This window comes from Azohydromonas australica DSM 1124, assembly GCF_000430725.1.
Classification (GTDB): Bacteria; Pseudomonadota; Gammaproteobacteria; order Burkholderiales; family Burkholderiaceae_C; genus Azohydromonas; species Azohydromonas australica.
The window spans coordinates 133,898-150,214 of sequence record NZ_KE387214.1 but is presented as its reverse complement, the minus strand read 5'-3'; the positions used below and the strand labels follow the sequence as shown (position 1 = coordinate 150,214).

General features: G+C 73.3%; 14 protein-coding genes. All 14 read right to left on the bottom strand.

The window, feature by feature from the left end:
• Positions 1–10: 10 nt before the first annotated feature.
• The 14 genes from H537_RS47615 to H537_RS0135960 all read right to left on the bottom strand — a co-directional run bounded on the left by H537_RS47615 (position 11) and on the right by H537_RS0135960 (position 16,261).
• Positions 11–895 carry a ChbG/HpnK family deacetylase gene (locus H537_RS47615; protein WP_051244417.1) on the bottom strand — a complete coding sequence of 295 codons (885 nt, stop codon included), beginning with the start codon at positions 893–895 and terminating at the stop codon, positions 11–13.
• Positions 892–2,382 carry an ArnT family glycosyltransferase gene (locus H537_RS47610; protein ID WP_051244415.1) on the bottom strand — a complete coding sequence of 497 codons (1,491 nt, stop codon included), beginning with the start codon at positions 2,380–2,382 and terminating at the stop codon, positions 892–894. The genes H537_RS47615 and H537_RS47610 overlap by 4 nt, the downstream gene beginning before the upstream one ends.
• Positions 2,382–3,392, bottom strand: a complete 1,011-nt coding sequence (locus tag H537_RS47605) for a glycosyltransferase family 2 protein (RefSeq protein WP_051244410.1) — start codon at positions 3,390–3,392, stop codon at positions 2,382–2,384. Before H537_RS47605 ends, H537_RS47610 begins: the two co-directional genes overlap by 1 nt.
• Complete coding sequence (locus tag H537_RS0136010; protein ID WP_169517165.1) at positions 3,389–3,781, bottom strand: GtrA family protein; 393 nt, start codon at positions 3,779–3,781, stop codon at positions 3,389–3,391. The genes H537_RS47605 and H537_RS0136010 overlap by 4 nt, the downstream gene beginning before the upstream one ends.
• Before the next feature lie 60 nt (positions 3,782–3,841).
• On the bottom strand, positions 3,842–5,080 hold the full coding sequence (locus tag H537_RS0136005; protein ID WP_029001740.1) for a sensor histidine kinase: 1,239 nt from the start codon (positions 5,078–5,080) through the stop codon (positions 3,842–3,844).
• The gene (locus H537_RS0136000; RefSeq protein WP_029001739.1) at positions 5,070–5,777 is read right to left on the bottom strand and encodes a response regulator transcription factor; all 708 of its coding nucleotides are present in this window, start codon (positions 5,775–5,777) and stop codon (positions 5,070–5,072) included. The genes H537_RS0136005 and H537_RS0136000 overlap by 11 nt, the downstream gene beginning before the upstream one ends.
• Positions 5,778–5,848: 71 nt before the next feature.
• Positions 5,849–6,271 (bottom strand): universal stress protein, encoded by a 423-nt coding sequence (locus H537_RS0135995; RefSeq protein WP_029001738.1) that lies wholly within the window; start codon positions 6,269–6,271, stop codon positions 5,849–5,851.
• A 65-nt stretch (positions 6,272–6,336) separates the two neighbouring features.
• Positions 6,337–8,859: a cation-translocating P-type ATPase gene (locus tag H537_RS47600; RefSeq protein ID WP_043461617.1), complete on the bottom strand. Its 2,523-nt coding sequence runs from the start codon at positions 8,857–8,859 to the stop codon at positions 6,337–6,339.
• A gap of 90 nt (positions 8,860–8,949) precedes the next feature.
• On the bottom strand, positions 8,950–9,807 hold the full coding sequence (locus tag H537_RS47595; RefSeq protein WP_051244407.1) for a helix-turn-helix domain-containing protein: 858 nt from the start codon (positions 9,805–9,807) through the stop codon (positions 8,950–8,952).
• A gap of 46 nt (positions 9,808–9,853) precedes the next feature.
• The gene (locus H537_RS47590) at positions 9,854–11,575 is read right to left on the bottom strand and encodes an acyl-CoA dehydrogenase family protein (protein ID WP_064736111.1); all 1,722 of its coding nucleotides are present in this window, start codon (positions 11,573–11,575) and stop codon (positions 9,854–9,856) included.
• A gap of 103 nt (positions 11,576–11,678) precedes the next feature.
• Positions 11,679–12,686 (bottom strand): Bug family tripartite tricarboxylate transporter substrate binding protein, encoded by a 1,008-nt coding sequence (locus tag H537_RS0135975; protein WP_029001737.1) that lies wholly within the window; start codon positions 12,684–12,686, stop codon positions 11,679–11,681.
• A 77-nt stretch (positions 12,687–12,763) separates the two neighbouring features.
• A complete protein-coding gene (locus tag H537_RS0135970) occupies positions 12,764–13,531 on the bottom strand; it encodes an SDR family NAD(P)-dependent oxidoreductase (RefSeq protein ID WP_029001736.1) in 768 nt (255 codons plus the stop codon).
• A 23-nt stretch (positions 13,532–13,554) separates the two neighbouring features.
• The gene (locus H537_RS0135965; RefSeq protein WP_029001735.1) at positions 13,555–15,411 is read right to left on the bottom strand and encodes a feruloyl-CoA synthase; all 1,857 of its coding nucleotides are present in this window, start codon (positions 15,409–15,411) and stop codon (positions 13,555–13,557) included.
• Positions 15,412–15,451: 40 nt separating this feature from the next.
• Positions 15,452–16,261 carry a crotonase/enoyl-CoA hydratase family protein gene (locus H537_RS0135960; protein ID WP_029001734.1) on the bottom strand — a complete coding sequence of 270 codons (810 nt, stop codon included), beginning with the start codon at positions 16,259–16,261 and terminating at the stop codon, positions 15,452–15,454.
• Between the last annotated feature and the right edge of the window lie 56 nt (positions 16,262–16,317).

The window sequence follows — 16,317 nt, the reverse complement described above, 5'->3', positions numbered from 1 at the left end:
CTGCGCTTGATCAGAGCGGCCTGGCCTCCTGCGTCCGTGTTCCACCGCAGCCGTCCAGCACGCGCGACAGCCGTTCGACGTGCAGCCCGTGCCGCTGCAGCAGCCCGTCCCAGCGCGGTTCCGACAGCACGGTGAACTCCGCCCTCCGTGCCGCCCCGATCGGGTCGTCCGGCAAGGCCCGCGTGGCCGGGTGGCACATCAGCAGGTCTGCCGCGCCGGCTTGCGCCAGCCAGCCCTGCAGGCGGCGGGCGTAGCCCGCCTCGTCGCCATCGAAGCCGTACACCCCGAGCAGGTGCGCATTCAAGGCATGTCCGCCGGCGCGGGCCCGCGCGGCGAGCTGGCGCGAACCCAGGGCGGCGATGACGAGGTGCTTGAGCGCGCTGCCGTCCCTCGGCGCTGCCGCCTTGGGCCGCGGCGGTGGCCGGGTGCAGCGCAGCCAGGGCCGGCGGCCCGTGCCGCGGCGCGCCAGCTCCGCCAGCAGGGCTTCGCGCACGCCGGGCAGCTGATGCACGTGCTGGTGCCCGTCGACGAAGGCGGGCGCGGCACCCAGCGCCGCCTCGAAGGCGTCAAGCTGGGCGCGGATCTCCTCGCGCAGCGCCGCCGGGTCCAGCCGTCCTGCATACGCGGCCAGGATCAGGCGGCCCAGCGGCCGGCGCACGCTGGCGTCGGCCCATTCGGTGAGGTCCAGGTGCAAGCCCAGGTCCGCTTGCGCGCGGACCGGATCCAGCGCCCTGGCGGCCGCGGGCCAGCGCGGCGAACGCGTCATGCAGGCGATGGCGCTGGCGCGACCGCGCGCAGCCAGTGCCAGTGCCGCCTCGTCCACCGCCTCGTTGCAGCCGTAGTCGTCCACGCACACGCCGATGGGCGTGGCCGTGCAGGCCTGCCCGGAGTTCAAGGTGCCGTGCCGTGGCCCGTGGCAGGCGCCGGCTCCGCAAGCCGCAGCTTGAACAGCTCATAGCTGCCGAAGCGGCCCAGGTTCCGCTCGATGTCGAAGCCCGCCGGCCGGAACTGGTCCTGGCGCCCGCCGGACACGGCCACGAAGGCCCCGTCGCGCACCCATTGCGGCTGGATCTGCGCGACCTGCTGCACGCGATGCGCCTGGTCGCGGCTGTAGAAGGCGGCGGAGAACAGCGGTCCGCCCACGACCACCAGCGGCTGATCGGCGATGCCCAACCGGCGCCATGCCTGCACGGCGGACTTCGCCGTCGCCCGCCCGATCGCGCCCGAGTGCGCGGCCTGGGCCCAGGCCACGCCGCTCAGCGCCAGCGCCAGCGACAGGCCGGCGGCGAGCCAGGCCTCCACCCGCAGCCGCCGCCGCACCAGCCAGGCCGCGCCCAGCAGCGCCCCGGCGGGCAGCCCCGGCAGCGGATAGGTCCAGATGATGTTGCGCGAGGCCGTGAAGAACAGCAGCGGCGCCGCACTCCACAGCAGCAGGTAGGCCAGCCACTGCCGCTCGGCGGGTGTCGCCGATGCGGCGTCAACCGAGTGCCGGCGTGAATGCCAGGCGGCCAGCGGCAGCACGACGGTCCAGGGCAGCAACCCGGCCGCCGCGAAGAGCCAGATGGTGCCCGGCGCGAAGCGGTGTGCCGTGCCGTAGAGATCGCCCTGCCAGCCCGGCGTGACGAACCGGTGCCAGTGCTCTCCCGCGATGAAGTACTGCAGGAAGCCCGGCGTTCGGCGCTCCGCCAGCACGTACCAGGGCAGCGCCAGCGCCAGCGCCAGCACGGTGCCGCGCAGCCACGGCAGCGCGCGCCACGCGTCGCGCCAGCGCCGCGCCCATGCGAGCCATGCCAGCAGCGGGGTGCCCGCCAGCACCAGCGCCAGCGGTCCCTTGGCCAGCAGCCCGATGGCCAGGCCGATGAAGAAGCTCCACCCGGCTCGTTGCCGCTGTCCGTGCGTGGGCGCGTGCAGTGCCTGCCAGAAGCCGTGCATCGCCAGCGTCGTGCCCAGCACCAGCGCGCCGTCGGTCATGACCGCGCCGGCGGAAACGAAGAATAGGGTCGAGCCCGTGAGCAGCGCCAGCGCGGGCAGTGCCTCCCGCGGGTCGTGCCGGCGTGCCAGGCCCCAGACCAGCCCGGCGATGGCCAGGGCACAGAGCGCGTGCGGCAGCCGGGCCGCGAACTCGTTCACGCCCAGCAGCCTGAAGCTGGCCGCGGTCAGCCAGAACGACAGCGGCGGCTTGCCCCAGAAGGGCACGCCGTCGTCGTGCCAGGGGGTCACCCAGTCGCCCAGCGCGGCCATCTTGCGGCCGATTTCGCCGTAGCGCGCCTCGGTCGTGTCCATCAGCGGCAGCGCGGCCATGCTCGCCAGTCGGGCCAGCACCAGGGCGGCGATCAGCAGCAGCACGAGGTGGCGCAGCGTGAAACCGTGCTTCTTCTCCATCACGACCTCGCGAGCGGCTGCGCGTACAGCGGCTTCTCTTCCACGCCGGTGGCCGCCTCGTAGTCCTGCACCAGGTAGATCGGACGGCGCTTGCTCTCCAGCCACAGCCGGCCCAGGTATTCGCCCAGCACGCCGATGGCCAGCAGCTGCAGCCCGCCCAGCATCAGCAGCACGATCACCAGCGTCGGGAAGCCGGCCACCGGATCGCCGTACATCAGCGTGCGGAAGAAGAAGTAGACGCCCATGCAGAAGGCCAGCGCGGCGCTGAGCAGCCCCACCTTGGAGGCCAGCTTCAGCGGCTCGATGGAGAAGGCCGTGATGCCCTCCACGGCCAGGGCCCAGAGCTGGTGCGGACGCCACTTGCTGTGTCCGGCCGCGCGCTCGGCCACGTCGAACTCGATGGTGGCCTGCCGGAAGCCGACCCAGGCGAACAGGCCCTTCATGAAGCGGTTGCGCTCCGGAAACTGGTTGAGCGCCTCCACGGCGCGGCGGCTCAGCAGCCTGAAGTCGCCGACGTCCTCGGGAATGGGGATGTCGCTGAGCCGGTTGAGCAGGCGGTAGAAGGCGTGCGCGGCCAGTCGGCGCAACCGGGGCTCGTCGCGGCGGCTGCGCCGGCGCATGTTCACCACGTCGGCGCCGGCGCGCCACGCGGCCACCATGGCCGGGATCATCTCGGGCGGGTGCTGCAGGTCCGCGTCCATCACCACCACGGCCGCGCCGCGCGCGAACTGCAGCCCCGCCGTCATCGCCTGCTCCTTGCCGAAGTTGCGGCTCAGGCGCACCACGCTCACCAGCGGGCAGCTCGCGTGCAGCGCGCCCAGCAGCCGTGCCGAGCCGTCGGTGCTGCCGTCGTCCACGTAGACGATCTCGACCCCGCCGTGCAGCTCCTGCACGGCGTCCAGCAGCCGCCGGTGCAGCGCGGGCAGTGCCGCCTCCTCGTTGAAGACGGGGATCACGACGCTGAGCGTGCAGGCGCAGCCCGTGTGCGGGCGCATCAAGGAAGCGTTCATCTGAAAGTCCAGTGCCTGTTCAGGCCGTAGCCGAGGACCAGCCCCATGCCCGTGGCCAGCGCCTGCGCCAGCAGGTAGTGCAGGCCCCAGGCCGCGGTGCCCAGGCGCACGATCGACGCGCTCAGCGCCATCGTCGTCGCCGCCACCAGCAGGAAGCGCGGCAGCGCCCGGCGGTGCCCGGCACGGCCGCGGTGCTTGAAGGTGAAGCGCCGGTTGGCGGCATAGGCCACCAGCGCGCCGGCCAGCGCCCCCAGCGCCGCGGCCGGCGCGGCGTCCATGCGCAAGCCCTCCACCAGCGCGGACAGCAATGCGTAATGGACGGCGGTGGCCGCGCCGCCGGCCAGGGTGTAGCGGGTGAAGGGCTGGGCGTGTTGCGCGGGCGTGTCCACGGTCCGGACCTTAGGGTCCGGCGCGTTAAGAGAACGTCAAGACGGTGCGTGCGCCCGCGCTCAGCCCGGAAAGCGCAGCCTGAAGTGGCTGCCGCCGGCGTCCGAGGCGACCAGCTCGACGCTCCAGCCCAGGTGCTCCGTGATGCGCTTGACCAGCGCCAGGCCCAAGCCCGCGCCGCTGGTCGCCTGCGCATCGCCGCGCACGAAGCGTTCGAAGAGCTGCGCCCGCACGGCCGGCGGCAGGCCCGGCCCGGTGTCCACCACGTCCAGCCCGACCGGCGCCAGGCGGATGTCGATGCGTCCGTGCTCGGTGTAGAGGCAGGCGTTGCGCAGCAGGTTGCCGATGGCCATGGCGGCCAGCTCGGGTTGCGCGAACACCCACACCTCGCCGGGCGCATCGAGCGCGAGCTCGACGCCGCGTCCGCGCAGCAGGGGCCGGCAGCGTTCCATCTCGCGCTCCACCAGCGGGCGCAGCGCGATGCGCGGCGCGCTGATGGCCTGCGGCGCGCGCGACAGCAGCAGCAGGGCCCCGACCCGGTCGGCCGTGTCCTGCGCGGTGCGGTGGATGCGCTCCACGGTGGCCAGGAGCGCCGGACGGTCCGCGCACTGCGCGCCCAGGACTTCGGCCGCGCCCAGGATCACGGTCAGGGGCGTGCGCAGCTCGTGGCTGACGTCGCCGGTGAATAGCCGCTCCCGGTGCAGGAACTCCTGCAGCTCCGCGGTATGCGCGGCCAGTGCACGGCCGAGCACGCCGATCTCGTCGTCGCGGGCCAGGGCCGGCGCGGCGGCGTCCAGCCGCTTGTGCCGCACGGCCTCGGCCAGCGCCGTCAACGGCGCGATTTCGCGCCCGGCGACGGCCCAGCCCAGCGCAGCCGCCAGCGCCACCGCGGCCAGCAGACCGGTCGCCAGCCGCGACACCAGCTCCTGCTCGATGGTCTCGAAGTCGCTCTCCTCGTCCACCAGCACGTAGGGCCGGCCGTCGTCCGTGGTGCCGGCGAACGCATCCAGGGTCGTTGCCGGACCGTCGATGTCGTGGAAGCCCGGCGGCAGCTGCCGCAGCGCCTGGGGCACCTGCTCTCCCAGGTAGAGCCTCAGGCCCGGGGGCAGCGCCGGCTCCTGGCCGGCGCGCAGGCGCTGCAGCTGCCACTGCGCCAGTTCACCGAGCCGGGCCCCGATGAGCCGGCTCTCGACCTGTTCCACCGTGTGGAAGCCCACGAACGCGAAGAAGACACCGACGGCGATCGCCACCAGCGTGAACGCTGCCACGACGCGTCCGCGCAGCGAGCCTTCACGCTTCATGGGACGCGCCTCCGGCGAGCGGGCCCGCGGCCTCCAGGCGGTATCCCAGGCCGGGCACGGTCTTGAGCAGCGGCTGGTCGAAGGGCTTGTCGATGGCCCGCCGCAGGGCGTAGATGTGGGTGCGCAAGGCGTCGCTGTCCGGCGGCTCGTCGCCCCAGACCTCGCGCTCCAGCACCTCGCGCGGGACCAGGCCGCCGCCGGCCTGCATCAGGCGGGCCAGCAGCTTGTAACCCGTGGGCGTGAGCTCGATGCGCCGGCCTGCGCGCGTCACCGTGAGCGCGGCGGTGTCGAAGCACAGGTCGCCGACCCGCAGTTGAGTCTCCACGTGCCCGGCCCGCGCGCGGCGCACCAGGGCCTTGAGCCGCAGGTCGAGCTCCGCCAGCAGGAAGGGCTTGACCAGGTAGTCGTCAGCGCCGCTTTCGAAGCCCGCCGCCTTGTCCTGGATCGTGTCCCGGGCGGTCAGCATGAGCACGGGCGTGGCCTTGCGCAGCTCGCGCCTGAGCCGGCGGCACAGCTCCACGCCGTCCAGGCCCGGCAGCGAGAGGTCCAGCACGATGGCGTCATGCGAGCCCGTCCTGGCGGCTTCCAGCCCGGCCGGTCCGCTGCGCGCGTTGTCCAGCACGTACCCCAGCGGCTCCAGGAAGGCGTACAGGTTGGCGACGATGTCGGGGTTGTCTTCGATAATCAGCACGTGCATGCCACGGCTCCTTCGGCGGCAGGGCTGGACGGACGCCGAGCGGCGGCCCGCTCACCGCGAGCGCCGCGAGCTCAGCGGAAGACCAGCACCGGTGTCTTCGTCCCGGCCAGCACCTTCTGCGCCACGGAGCCCAGTGCGGCGGCGCCCAGCGCGCTGCGGCCATGGCTGCCCATGACGACCAGGTCGAAGCGGCCCGAGTTGGCCAGGCGGGCGATCTCGCGGGCCGGCGGGCAGATCTTGTGCACGAACCTGGGCTGGATGCCGTGCCGGCCGAGGAAAGCGCGCACCGGCCGCAGCACGCGCTCGGCATCGGCGGCGTAGTAGTCCTCGACGGTCGAGGGATCGGCCAGGGCCGCCGCGCGGTGCGGCAGCGGCGGGACGCCGTGGAAGACGGTCCAGTCGTGCCCGCCGCCGGTCCAGAACGCTTGCGACACCAGGCCGGCCAGCATGCGCTTGCAGCATTCGCTGTCGTCCACCGCAACCAGGATCTTCACGACACGTATCTCCCTTGATGGATGAGGCGGCCCCGGGCGGCCCGCTGACGCCTGGGGCTCCAGGGTCACGCGGGTTCGGCCTCGGCACCGCCGCGGCTGCCGGGGCTGAGCCAGCGCCGGGCCAGCTCGAACGGCACCGCCATCAGCAAGCCTGCCACGGCGCAGCCCAGCCAGAGCCAGGGCGGCAGCGCGGTGAAGCCGAACAGCGCTGCCACGGCGGGCACGCCGGTGGCGATGGCCAGGGCCGCGAACGTGAGGGTGACGACGAGGCGGCTGACGCGGGTCATGCCGGTGAACAGTCGCGACCAGCCCCGGCCGCCGGCGCGGCTGGGGAGGATCAGCGCGGCGTTGGCCGCCACCAGCGCCGTGAAGGCCGTGGCCGGCGCCAGGGGCGCCAGCGCCGCGCTGGAGAGCATGCCCGCGTACAGGCCCATGACGAGCGCGGTGGCCATCGCGCCCTGGAGCAGTGACTGCAGGACCGAGGCCCGCGGCAGCAGCGACTCGGCGCGCCGCCGGGGCGGCTGGCGCATGAGGTCGCCATCGCTGTCCTCGGCCTCGAACACCAGCGAGCAGGCCGGGTCGATCACCAGCTCCAGGAAGGCGATGTGCATGGGCGCCAGCACCACGGGCAGCCCCAGCATGACCGGCAGCAGCGCCAGCCCGACGATCGGCACGTGCACCGCGACGGTGTAGGTCAGGGCCCGGCGCAGGTTGGTGTAGGTCTGGCGGCCCCGTCGGATGGCCGTGACGATGGAGGCGAAGTCGTCCTGCAGCAGCACGAGGGACGCCGCCTCGCGGGCCACGTCGGTGCCGCGCTGGCCCATGGCGATGCCGATGTGGGCGGCCTTGAGCGCGGGGGCGTCGTTGACGCCGTCGCCCGTCATCGCCACCACCTCGCCGCGGGACTTCAGGGCTTCGACCAGGGCCAGCTTCTGCTGCGGCCGCATGCGCGCGAACACGCTGGCCTCGCCCGCCAGGCGCGCCAGCCCGGTGGCGTCCAGGGCCGCCAGCTCCTGGCCGGTGACCACCCGGGCGGCGTCGAGTCCGGCCTGGCGGGCAATGGCCCGGGCGGTGCGCGGGTGGTCGCCCGTGATCATCAGCACCCGGATGCCGGCACCGCGGCAGGTCGCCACCGCCTGCGGCACCTCGGGGCGCAGCGGATCGGCCAGCGCCACCAGTCCCAGCCACTCGAAGTCGAAGTCGTGCTGCGCGGCCGGCCACGCCTGCTGGACCGGGTGGCGGGCCTTGGCGACGGCCAGCACCCGCAGCCCCTGGTCGGCCAGTGCCGCGGCCTGCGCCATCACCGCGGACAGCGCTGCGGCGTCCAGATGGCACAGCTCGGCGATGGCCTCCGGCGCGCCCTTGGACGCGACCGTGTCGTGGCGGCCTCCGTGCTCGCGCCACAGGTGGCTCATCGCCAGCAGCTCCGGGGCCAGCTCGTACTCGCGCGCCAGCGTCCAGGACGGGTGCAGCCGCCCGGTGTGCGCGAGCTGCGTGGCCCCGAGGCGGTGGAAGGCCTGCTCCATCGGGTCGTGCGGCTCGGTCTCGCTGGCGAGCACCGCGTATTCCAGCAGCTCGTGGAAGCGCTGCGGCAGCGCGGCGTCGGGGAGGTCGCGCACGTCCAGCGCCTCGCCGCCGGCCGACAGCGTGGCCACGGCCATGCGGTTGAGCGTCAGCGTGCCGGTCTTGTCCACGGCCAGCACGGTGGTCTGGCCCAGCGTCTCGATGGCGCCCAGCCGGCGGGTGAGCACCCGCTGCGCCGCCAGGCGCCGGGCCGCCAGCGCCAGGAACACGATCATGACGACTGGGAACTCCTGCGGCAGCACGCCCATGGCCAGCGTGATCCCGGCCAGCAGGGCTTCCAGCCAGCCGCCGCGCGACAGCCGGAACAGGGCCACCAGCAGCGCGCACAGCGCCAGGCCCACGACCAGCAGCCGCCGTGTCAGCCGCGCCACGTCGTCGCGCAGCGGCGAGGCCTGCAGCCCGATGTCCTGCAGCGAGGCGCCGATGCGCCCAAGCTCCGTGTGCCGGCCGGTGGCCTCGACCCGCATCGCACCCTGGCCGCTGACCACCAGCGTGCCGGCGAACACCCGCTCGCCGCCGGCGGGCTTGGGCACCGCCTCCGACTCCCCCGTCAGCATGGACTCGTCGGTGGCCAGCTCGTGTGCCTGCAGCAGCACGCCGTCGGCCGGGATGCGGTCGCCCTCGGCCAGCAGCAGCACGTCGCCGCGCACCACCTCACGCCCGGGGATGCGCACCGCGGTGCCGCCGCGCAGGGCCAGCGCCCGCGGGCTGGAGAGGTCGCGCAGCGCGTCCAGCGCCCGGTCGGTGCGGCGCTCCTGCAGCACCGTCACGGCCATGATGACGAGCACGAAGCCCAGCAGCACCAGCGCCTCGCGCGTGTCGCCCATGACGGCGTAGATGCCGCCGGCGCCCAGCAGCAGCAGGAACATCGGCTCGCGCACGACCTCGCCCACGATGTCCGGCAGCGTGCGGCGCCGGCTGGTGCCCAGCTCGTTGGGACCGTCCCGGCGCAGCCGCTCGGCGGCTTCGCCGGGGGCCAGGCCCGGGGTCAGGTCATTCGGCATGGGGGGCGGGCCTGGGCAGGCCGCGGGCCGGCTCAGCGCCGCGGGACGGGCAGCGCGGCGTGCCGCCCGCCACGGCGCCGAAGCGCGGCCTCACCGCTGCGTCGGCGCGAAATCCGGTATGCCCGGCAGGGCCTGCGGCTGGGGCGTACAGCTGGCGCCGGGCATGAACGCCGCGAACAGCTCGCTCTTGAAGCGGATGTCCAGCCGCTCGAAGGCGCGGGCGCGGTAGGTCTTGACGGTCGCCAGGCTCAAGCCCAGGTCGGCGGCGATGCCGTCGTAGGTCATGCCGCGAAGCAGCCGCTCCAGCACGTCGAGCTCGCGCTCGGTCAGCGCGTCACAGCGCCGGCGCAGCGCCTGGCGGTGGTCCGAGGGTGCAGGGGAGGGCGCCGCCTGCTCCTGCTGCCACTCGGCGTGGCGCGCCACCGCGGCCAGCAGCGGCTGCGCGAGCTGGCCGAAGTGGTCGAGCTGCGCGTCGCCGAAGCGGCCCTGGGGCGCGTGGCGGTACAGGTTGACGGCCAGCAGCGAGCCGTCGCTTTCCAGCCGCGCCACCGACAGCCGCTCCACCATGCCGTGGCGCAGGTAGATGGCCTGGCGATGGTCGGCGCTGGGAGCCTCGTCGGCATGCATGCGCAGCATCACCGCGCTGCCCGGGCCGCCGTGGGCGCGCACGGCGTCGAAGCTGCGGTCGCGGTGGTAGAGGCCCGCGTCGCGGTAGATGGCGAAGCACTCGCCGGTGGTGTCGGGCACGCCGCGGCTGGCCGACAGGTGCATGGTGGGCGGGCGTTGCGGGCGCAGCCGGTACACGGCCCAGGAGGCGGCGCCCACGGCGCCCTCCAGCGCCGCCAGCGCGGCGGCGGCGAAGTGCGGGCGGGCGACGGCGCCGATCACGCTGTCCAGCGCGGCCTGCGCCGGGGTCGGGCGCGGGGCGCCCAGGGTCCATGCCTGCATGTCGCTTGTCTCCTCTCACCCCGACCGGCCGGGGGCACTGCGGCGCTTACTCTGCCATGGCCGGCTCCGGCAGCCCGGCGGCCTGCGCCAGCAGCCCGGCCGCCTCGCGCGGGTCGCGGCGCAGCGTGTCGAGCTGCGCCAGCAGCGCTTCCAGCTCCGGCAGCAGCCGCGTGAAGTACACCGCCGCGGTGGCGCGCTTGCGGCGGGTGAAGTCGTCGGCATCGGCGATGCCCGCCGCCGCGTCGGCGCGGGCCCACAGCGCGGCCAGCAGCACCAGCCCGCAGGCGCGCAGCGCGGCCGGCGCGGCCAGGCCGGCGGGCGTGTCGGCGTCCATCGCGCCGCGCAGGCCGCCCAGCAGCCGCTCGGCGGCCTGCGCGGCGGGCGCCGTCCAGGGCGAGTCCACGCCGTCGAGCAGGCGTGCCAGCAGCCGCGCCAGGACCTGCGCGTGGTCGGGCAGCAGCTTGCGCTGCCACAGGTCCAGCGCCTGGATCTCGTTGGTGCCCTCGTACAGCATCGACACGCGCAGGTCGCGCAGCCGCTGCTCGATGCCCCATTCGCCCACGTAGCCGTGGCCGCCGAAGACCTGCAGCGCGTCGCTGACCGAGTCGAAGCCCTGCGCCGTCAGCAGCGCCTTGACGATCGGCGTCAGCAGCGAGGCCTCGCGCAGCGCGCGCTCGCGCTCGGCCGTGTCCGGATGCGCGTGCGCCTCGTCCAGTCGCAGCGCGGTCCAGAGGGCCAGCATGCGCCCGCCCTCGGTCCAGGCGCGCGTGTGGGCCAGCAGCCGCTGCACGGGCGCGTGGCGCAGGATCGGCGCGCCGCCCTGGATGCGCTCGGCCGCGTAGTCCTGCGCTTGCGCCAGCGCGGCGGCAGCCGCGCCCACGCCCTGCAGGCCGACGTTGATGCGCGCCGCGTTCATCATCACAAACATGGCGTTGAGGCCGCGTCCGGGCTCGCCGATCAGCCAGCCCGTGGCGCCGTCGAAGCGCAGCACGCAGGTGGGACTGGCGTGCAGGCCCATCTTCTCTTCCAGGCGCTCGACCACCACCGCGTTGCGCGCGCCGTCGGGCAGCCACTTGGGCACCAGGAACAGCGACAGCCCGCGCGAGCCCGCCGGCGCGTCGGGCAGCCGCGCCAGCACCAGGTGCACGATCTGGTGCGTGAGGTCGTGGTCGCCGCCGGAGATGAAGATCTTGGTGCCCTCGACCGCCACGCTGCCGTCGCCGCGCGGCGTGGCGCGGGTGCGGCAGCCGCCGAGGTCGCTGCCGGCCTGGGGCTCGGTCAGCGCCATCGTGACCAGCGACTTGCCGCTGGCCAGGTCGCCGAGGTAGCGGGCCTTGAGGTCGTCGCTGCCGTGCGCGCGCAGGCAGGCGTAGCCGCCGTGCAGGATGCCGAAGTACATGCCCCAGCCCGGGTTGGCGGCGCTGATGGCCTCGTGCAGCACGGCGTCCACCACGTGCGGCAGGCCCTGGCCGCCGTCCTCCGGATGGCAGGCCAGCAGCGGCCAGCCGCCCTCCACGAACTCGCTCCAGGCCCAGGCGAAGCCGGTGGGCGCGTGCACCTCGCCGTCCACCAGGCGGCAGCCCTCGCGGTCGCCGGCGGCGTTGAGCGGCGCCAGCAGTCCCTCGGCGAAGTCATGGGCCGCCTCGGCCACCTGGTCGATGAGCTCGGCATCGACCTCGGCAAAGGCCGGCAAGCCGGCCAGCACGGCGGGGGCCTGCAGCAGCTGCTGCAGCACGAAGCGGGTGTCGCGCAGGGCGTCCTGGCTCATGGCGCTCTTTCTTTCTCGTTGGAATCCGTCACACCCGCGCAGGCGGGTGTCCACGCTGGCCGGGCGGCGTCCCGGCGCGCGTGGATGCCCTCACACCGTGGGCTCAGCCCTCCGGCGTGAAGCCCACCTTCTTCACGATCGGCCCCCAGGCGGCGTTCTCCTCGCGCACCATCTTCTGCAGCTCCGCCGGTCCGATGGACGAGGTTTCCAAGCCGAGCTGGGCGAAGGCGTCGGCGGTCTCCTGCGTGGACACGGCGGCCTTGATCGCCGCGGCGGCGCGGTTGACCAGCTCCGCCGGCGCCTTGGGCGGCAGGAAGAAGCCGTACCACTCCTGCATGGTCAGCGTCTTGAAGCCCTGCTCGGCGTAGGTCGGCACGTCGGGCAGGAAGCGCGAGCGCTGCGGGCCCGAGGTGGCCAGCACGCGCACCTTGCCGCTCTTGAGGTGCGGGAGGTGGTCGCCGATGGGCGAGCTCATGGAGGCGATCTGGCCGCCCACCAGGTCCGTCACGCCCGGGGCCGAGCCGCGGTAGGGCACGTGGTTGAGCTCCACGCCGCTCTCCTTGGACAGCAGCGCCGCCACGAAGTGGTTCGGCGAGCCCGCGCCCGGCGTGGCGTAGTTGGCCTTGGCCGGGTTGGCCTTGCACCAGGCCAGGAAGTCCTTGAGCGTCTTCACGCTCTCCGGCACCGCCGGGCCCACGGCCAGCGCGAACTGCACGATGGCGGCGGTGGACACCGGCGTGACGTCCTCGATGCCGTAGTTGATGCTGCGGTAGATGTGCGGGTAGAGCGTGATCATGGCCGCCGGCGTCATCAGCAGCGTGCTGCCGTCCGGGGCGCTGCGCTTGAGCTCCTCCACCGCCAGGCGCCCGCCCACGCCGGCCTTGTTCTCCACCAGCGCCATCTTGGCGAAGCTGCCGCGCAGCTTCTCCGCCACGCGGCGCGACACGGCGTCCGTGGTGCCGCCGGCCGGGAAGCCGCACAGCACGCGCGTCTGCTCCACCAGCGTCTGCGCCGAGGCCAGGCCCGGCAGCCCGGCCAAGCCGCCGAACAGGCTGGAAGTGGCGAACGCGCCGCCGGTGGCGGCCAGGAACTGTCTGCGATCGAGCGTCATGGTGGTGGTCTCCTGAGTGGTGTTGCCGGCCGCTGCTGCGGCCTGTGTTGTGTGATCTTTGGCGTACCGGAAGGTCGTCAGCGCGGCGCCAGCCGCAGCGCGCCGTCGATGCGGATGACTTCGCCGTTGAGGTGGCCGTTGCTGGCGATGTGCGCCGCCAGCTGCGCGAACTCCTGCGGCTGGCCCAGCTGCTTCGGGAACGGGATGGCCGCGGCCAGCGACTGCTGCACCTCGGCCGGCAGCTCCTGCAGCAGCGGCGTGCTGAACAGCCCCGGCGCGATGGTCATCACGCGGATGCCCCACTGCGCCAGGTCGCGCGCCAGCGGCAGCGTCATGGCAGTGATGCCGCCCTTGGAGGCGGCGTAGGCCTCCTGGCCCACCTGGCCGTCGAAGGCCGCGACGCTGGCGGTGTTGACGATCACGCCGCGCTCGCCGGCCGCGTTCACCGGCGCCAGCTTCGCGGCCTGCGCGGCGAAGAGGCGGATGACGTTGTAGGTGCCGATGAGGTTCACGCGCACCGTGCGCTCGAAGTCGGCCAGCGGGGCGGGCGAGCCGTCGCGCTGGATCACGCGCTTGGCGCCGCCGATGCCGGCCACGTTCATCAGGATGCGCGCCGGCCCGAACGCCTCGGTCGCCATGGTCAGCGCCTTCGTGACGCTGGCCTCGTCCGTGATGTCGCAGTGCAGCGCCAGGCCGTGGATCTCGGCCGCCACGCGCTTGGCGCCGGCCTCGTTCACGTCCAGCACCGCCACCTGCGCGCCCAGCCGCGCCAGCTCGCGCGCGGTGGCCTCGCCGAGCCCAGAGCCGCCGCCGGTGACGAGGGCTGCTTGTCCGTGGATGTCCATGCGGTTTCCTTGTGTGCTTGCGTTCAGGCGCGACGCGGCAGGATCAGCCAGGGGTCCGAGCCGTCGTACATGGCCTCCACCAGCGCGTTTCGGCTGGTGAGCACGGCCCGCTGGTTGATGGAGCCCTTGTCGGTGACCTCGCCCTTGTCCAGCGAGGGCGGCTCGGCCAGCACGTGCAGGCGCGCCACGCGGTTGGCGCTGCCGGTGCCCTCGGCCCAGAGCTTGTCGGCGAGCTGCTGGAAGAACTCGCGCACCGCCGGGTGGTGCAGCACCTCGGGCGCGGGCGTGCGCGGCGCCAGGCCCGCCAGGCGGCGGCACTCGTCCAGCCGCGGGAACACCATCAGCCCGACCTCGCCGCGGTTGATGCCCGTCACCACCGCGTCCTGCACGCAGGGCGCGCCGGCCAGCAGCACCTTGGTGCGCAGCGGCCCGACGCTCACGAAGGTGCCGGTGTTGAGCTTGAAGTCCTCGGCGATGCGGCCGTCGAAGAGCAGGCCCTTCTGCGGGTCGGTGGGGTCGACGAACTTCACGGCGTCGCCGGTGCAGTAGAAGCCTTCGTCGTCGAAGGCCTCGGCCGTCTGCTCCGGGTTGCGCCAGTAGCCGGGCATGACGTTGGGGCCGCGGAAGCGGATCTCCACCTTGTCCGCCACCGGCACCAGCTTCACGTCCACGCCGGGGCAGGGCAGGCCGACGTGGCCGGTCTGCAGCTCCTTGTTGAGCGCGAAGGTGCAGGAGGGCGCGGTCTCGGTCATCCCGAGGCCCGTGATCATCAGGATGCGCTCGCCGATGGTCGCTTCGGCATGCGCGTGCAGCTTGTCGAGGGTCGCCTGCGACAGCACGGCACCGGCGTACTTGAACATCTTCACGCGGGCGAACAGCGTCTTGCGCAGCTGCTCGTCGCTGTCCATCGCGGCGGCGATCTCGTCGAAGCCGCGCGGCACGTTGAAGTAGATCGTGGGCGAGATCTCGCGCAGGTTGCGCAGCGTCTCGGCCATGCCCGCCGGCGTGGGGCGGCCGTCGTCGATGTAGAGCGTGCCGCCGTGGTAGAGCGTGATGCCGACGTTGTGGTTGCCGCCGAAGGTGTGGTTCCAGGGCAGCCAGTCCACCAGCACCGGCGGCTCGTCCTGCAGGAACGGGTAGGCCTGCGTGGCCATCTGCAGGTTGGCGCACATCATGCGCTGGGTGTTGACCACGCCCTTGGGCGCCTTGGTCGAGCCCGAGGTGAACAGGAACTTCACGACCGTGTCCGGGCCGACCGTTGCATGCGCAATTTCTTCGCGGGTGCCGGGCTCGGTGGCCGCCAGCTCCGCGAAGGAGGTCACGGGGCCGCTTTCCAGGCTGCCCTCGGTCAGCACCACTTCCACGTCCGGGCCGGCCACGGCCTCGATGGCCTTGGCGAAGCGCGCGTCCGACGCGAACACCAGGCCCGGCGTCGTGACGTTGAAGATGTGGCGCAGCTTGGCGTAGTCGGTGGCCACCAGCGAGTACGCCGGGGAGATGGGCACGTAGGGCACGCCTACCCACTGCGCGGCCATCGTCAGGATGAAGTGCTCCAGGTCGTTGTCCGACAGGATGGCGATGGGGCGGTCCACCGACAGCGGCCGCGTGGCCAGCGCCTGGCCCACGCGCTGCGCCAGCTCCAGCATCTGCGCGTAGCTGATGCGGCGCCAGTCGCCGCCGAGGGCCGGATCGCGCTTGGCGACGAAGGTGCGGTTCGGGGCCACGCGGGCCCAGCGCTCCAGGCGGTCGGTGAGTCGCGCCGGGTAGGGCTGCAGTGCCTCGGTGGAGTGCATGACCAGCACGCCGCCGGAGCCCTCCTCGATCGTCGCGGCCAGGCAGCCCCCGACACGCGCCGCCCGGTACTTGGCCAGGATGCTCATGAATGTCTCCTCGTGTCCTCGATGGTGGCAGCGCAAAACGTCAGGACTTGACGACCTTGCCGGCGCGCTTTTCCAGGAAGGCGCGCAGCCGGTCCTGGGCGTCGGGCGTGCTCTCGGCCACGGCGGCCATCAGGCTCTCGGTGAACAGGCCCTCGGACTGCGCCTGGTCGGCGATGCGCGGCAGCGCGTGCATCACGGCGTAGTTGCTCATGGGGGCGTTGGTGGCGATGCGCCGCGCCAGCTCCACGGCCTTGGACAGGCTCTCGCCGTCACGCACGCGGTACTGCACCAGGCCGGCATTGAAGCCCTCGTCGGCGTCGTAGACGCGGCCGGTGAGCATCAGGTCGCTCATGCGCGAGACGCCGATCAGGCGCGGGATGCGCACCGAGCCGCCGCCGCCGACGAAGATGCCGCGCTGCCCCTCGGGCAGCCCGAAGTAGGCCGAGTCCTCCGCCACGCGGATGTGGCAGGCGGACGCCAGCTCCAGCCCGCCGCCCACCACCGCGCCGTGCAGCGCCGCGATGACGGGCACGCGGCCGAACTGCACCGCGTCGAAGGCGGCATGCCACATGCGCGAATGCAGCACGCCGTCGCCGATGTCGCGCGCCACCAGCTCCGACAGGTCCAGCCCGGCACAGAAGTGCTCGCCCTCGCCGCTGACCACCACGGCGCGGGTCTCGGCCGGCAGGTTCACGAAGGCGGTGTGCAACTGCTGGATCAGCGGGTCGTTGATGGCGTTGCGCTTGGCCGGGCGCGTCAGGCGCAGGTGCAGCACCGGGCCGGACACCTCGACACGCAGCAGATCGAGTTCGGCCAGCAGGCCGGTGGCGGGAGTGAAGTCGGTTTGCATGGTTGGGAGGGGCGTGTTGATGGTTAAGACTATTAAGCAAATAGAGGTCGAAGACC

Bases quoted from the DNA above. Each gene is read 5' to 3' on its own strand.
- H537_RS47610 (WP_051244415.1), bottom strand. From the start codon at position 2,382: ATGGAGAAGAAGCACGGTTTCACGCTGCGCCACCTCGTGCTGCTGCTG.
- H537_RS47605 (WP_051244410.1), bottom strand. From the start codon at position 3,392: ATGAACGCTTCCTTGATGCGCCCGCACACGGGCTGCGCCTGCACGCTC.
- H537_RS0136005 (WP_029001740.1), bottom strand. From the start codon at position 5,080: ATGAAGCGTGAAGGCTCGCTGCGCGGACGCGTCGTGGCAGCGTTCACG.
- H537_RS0136000 (WP_029001739.1), bottom strand. From the start codon at position 5,777: ATGCACGTGCTGATTATCGAAGACAACCCCGACATCGTCGCCAACCTG.
- H537_RS47600 (WP_043461617.1), bottom strand. From the start codon at position 8,859: ATGCCGAATGACCTGACCCCGGGCCTGGCCCCCGGCGAAGCCGCCGAG.
- H537_RS47595 (WP_051244407.1), bottom strand. From the start codon at position 9,807: ATGCAGGCATGGACCCTGGGCGCCCCGCGCCCGACCCCGGCGCAGGCC.
- H537_RS47590 (WP_064736111.1), bottom strand. From the start codon at position 11,575: ATGAGCCAGGACGCCCTGCGCGACACCCGCTTCGTGCTGCAGCAGCTG.
- H537_RS0135975 (WP_029001737.1), bottom strand. From the start codon at position 12,686: ATGACGCTCGATCGCAGACAGTTCCTGGCCGCCACCGGCGGCGCGTTC.
- H537_RS0135970 (WP_029001736.1), bottom strand. From the start codon at position 13,531: ATGGACATCCACGGACAAGCAGCCCTCGTCACCGGCGGCGGCTCTGGG.
- H537_RS0135965 (WP_029001735.1), bottom strand. From the start codon at position 15,411: ATGAGCATCCTGGCCAAGTACCGGGCGGCGCGTGTCGGGGGCTGCCTG.
- H537_RS0135960 (WP_029001734.1), bottom strand. From the start codon at position 16,261: ATGCAAACCGACTTCACTCCCGCCACCGGCCTGCTGGCCGAACTCGAT.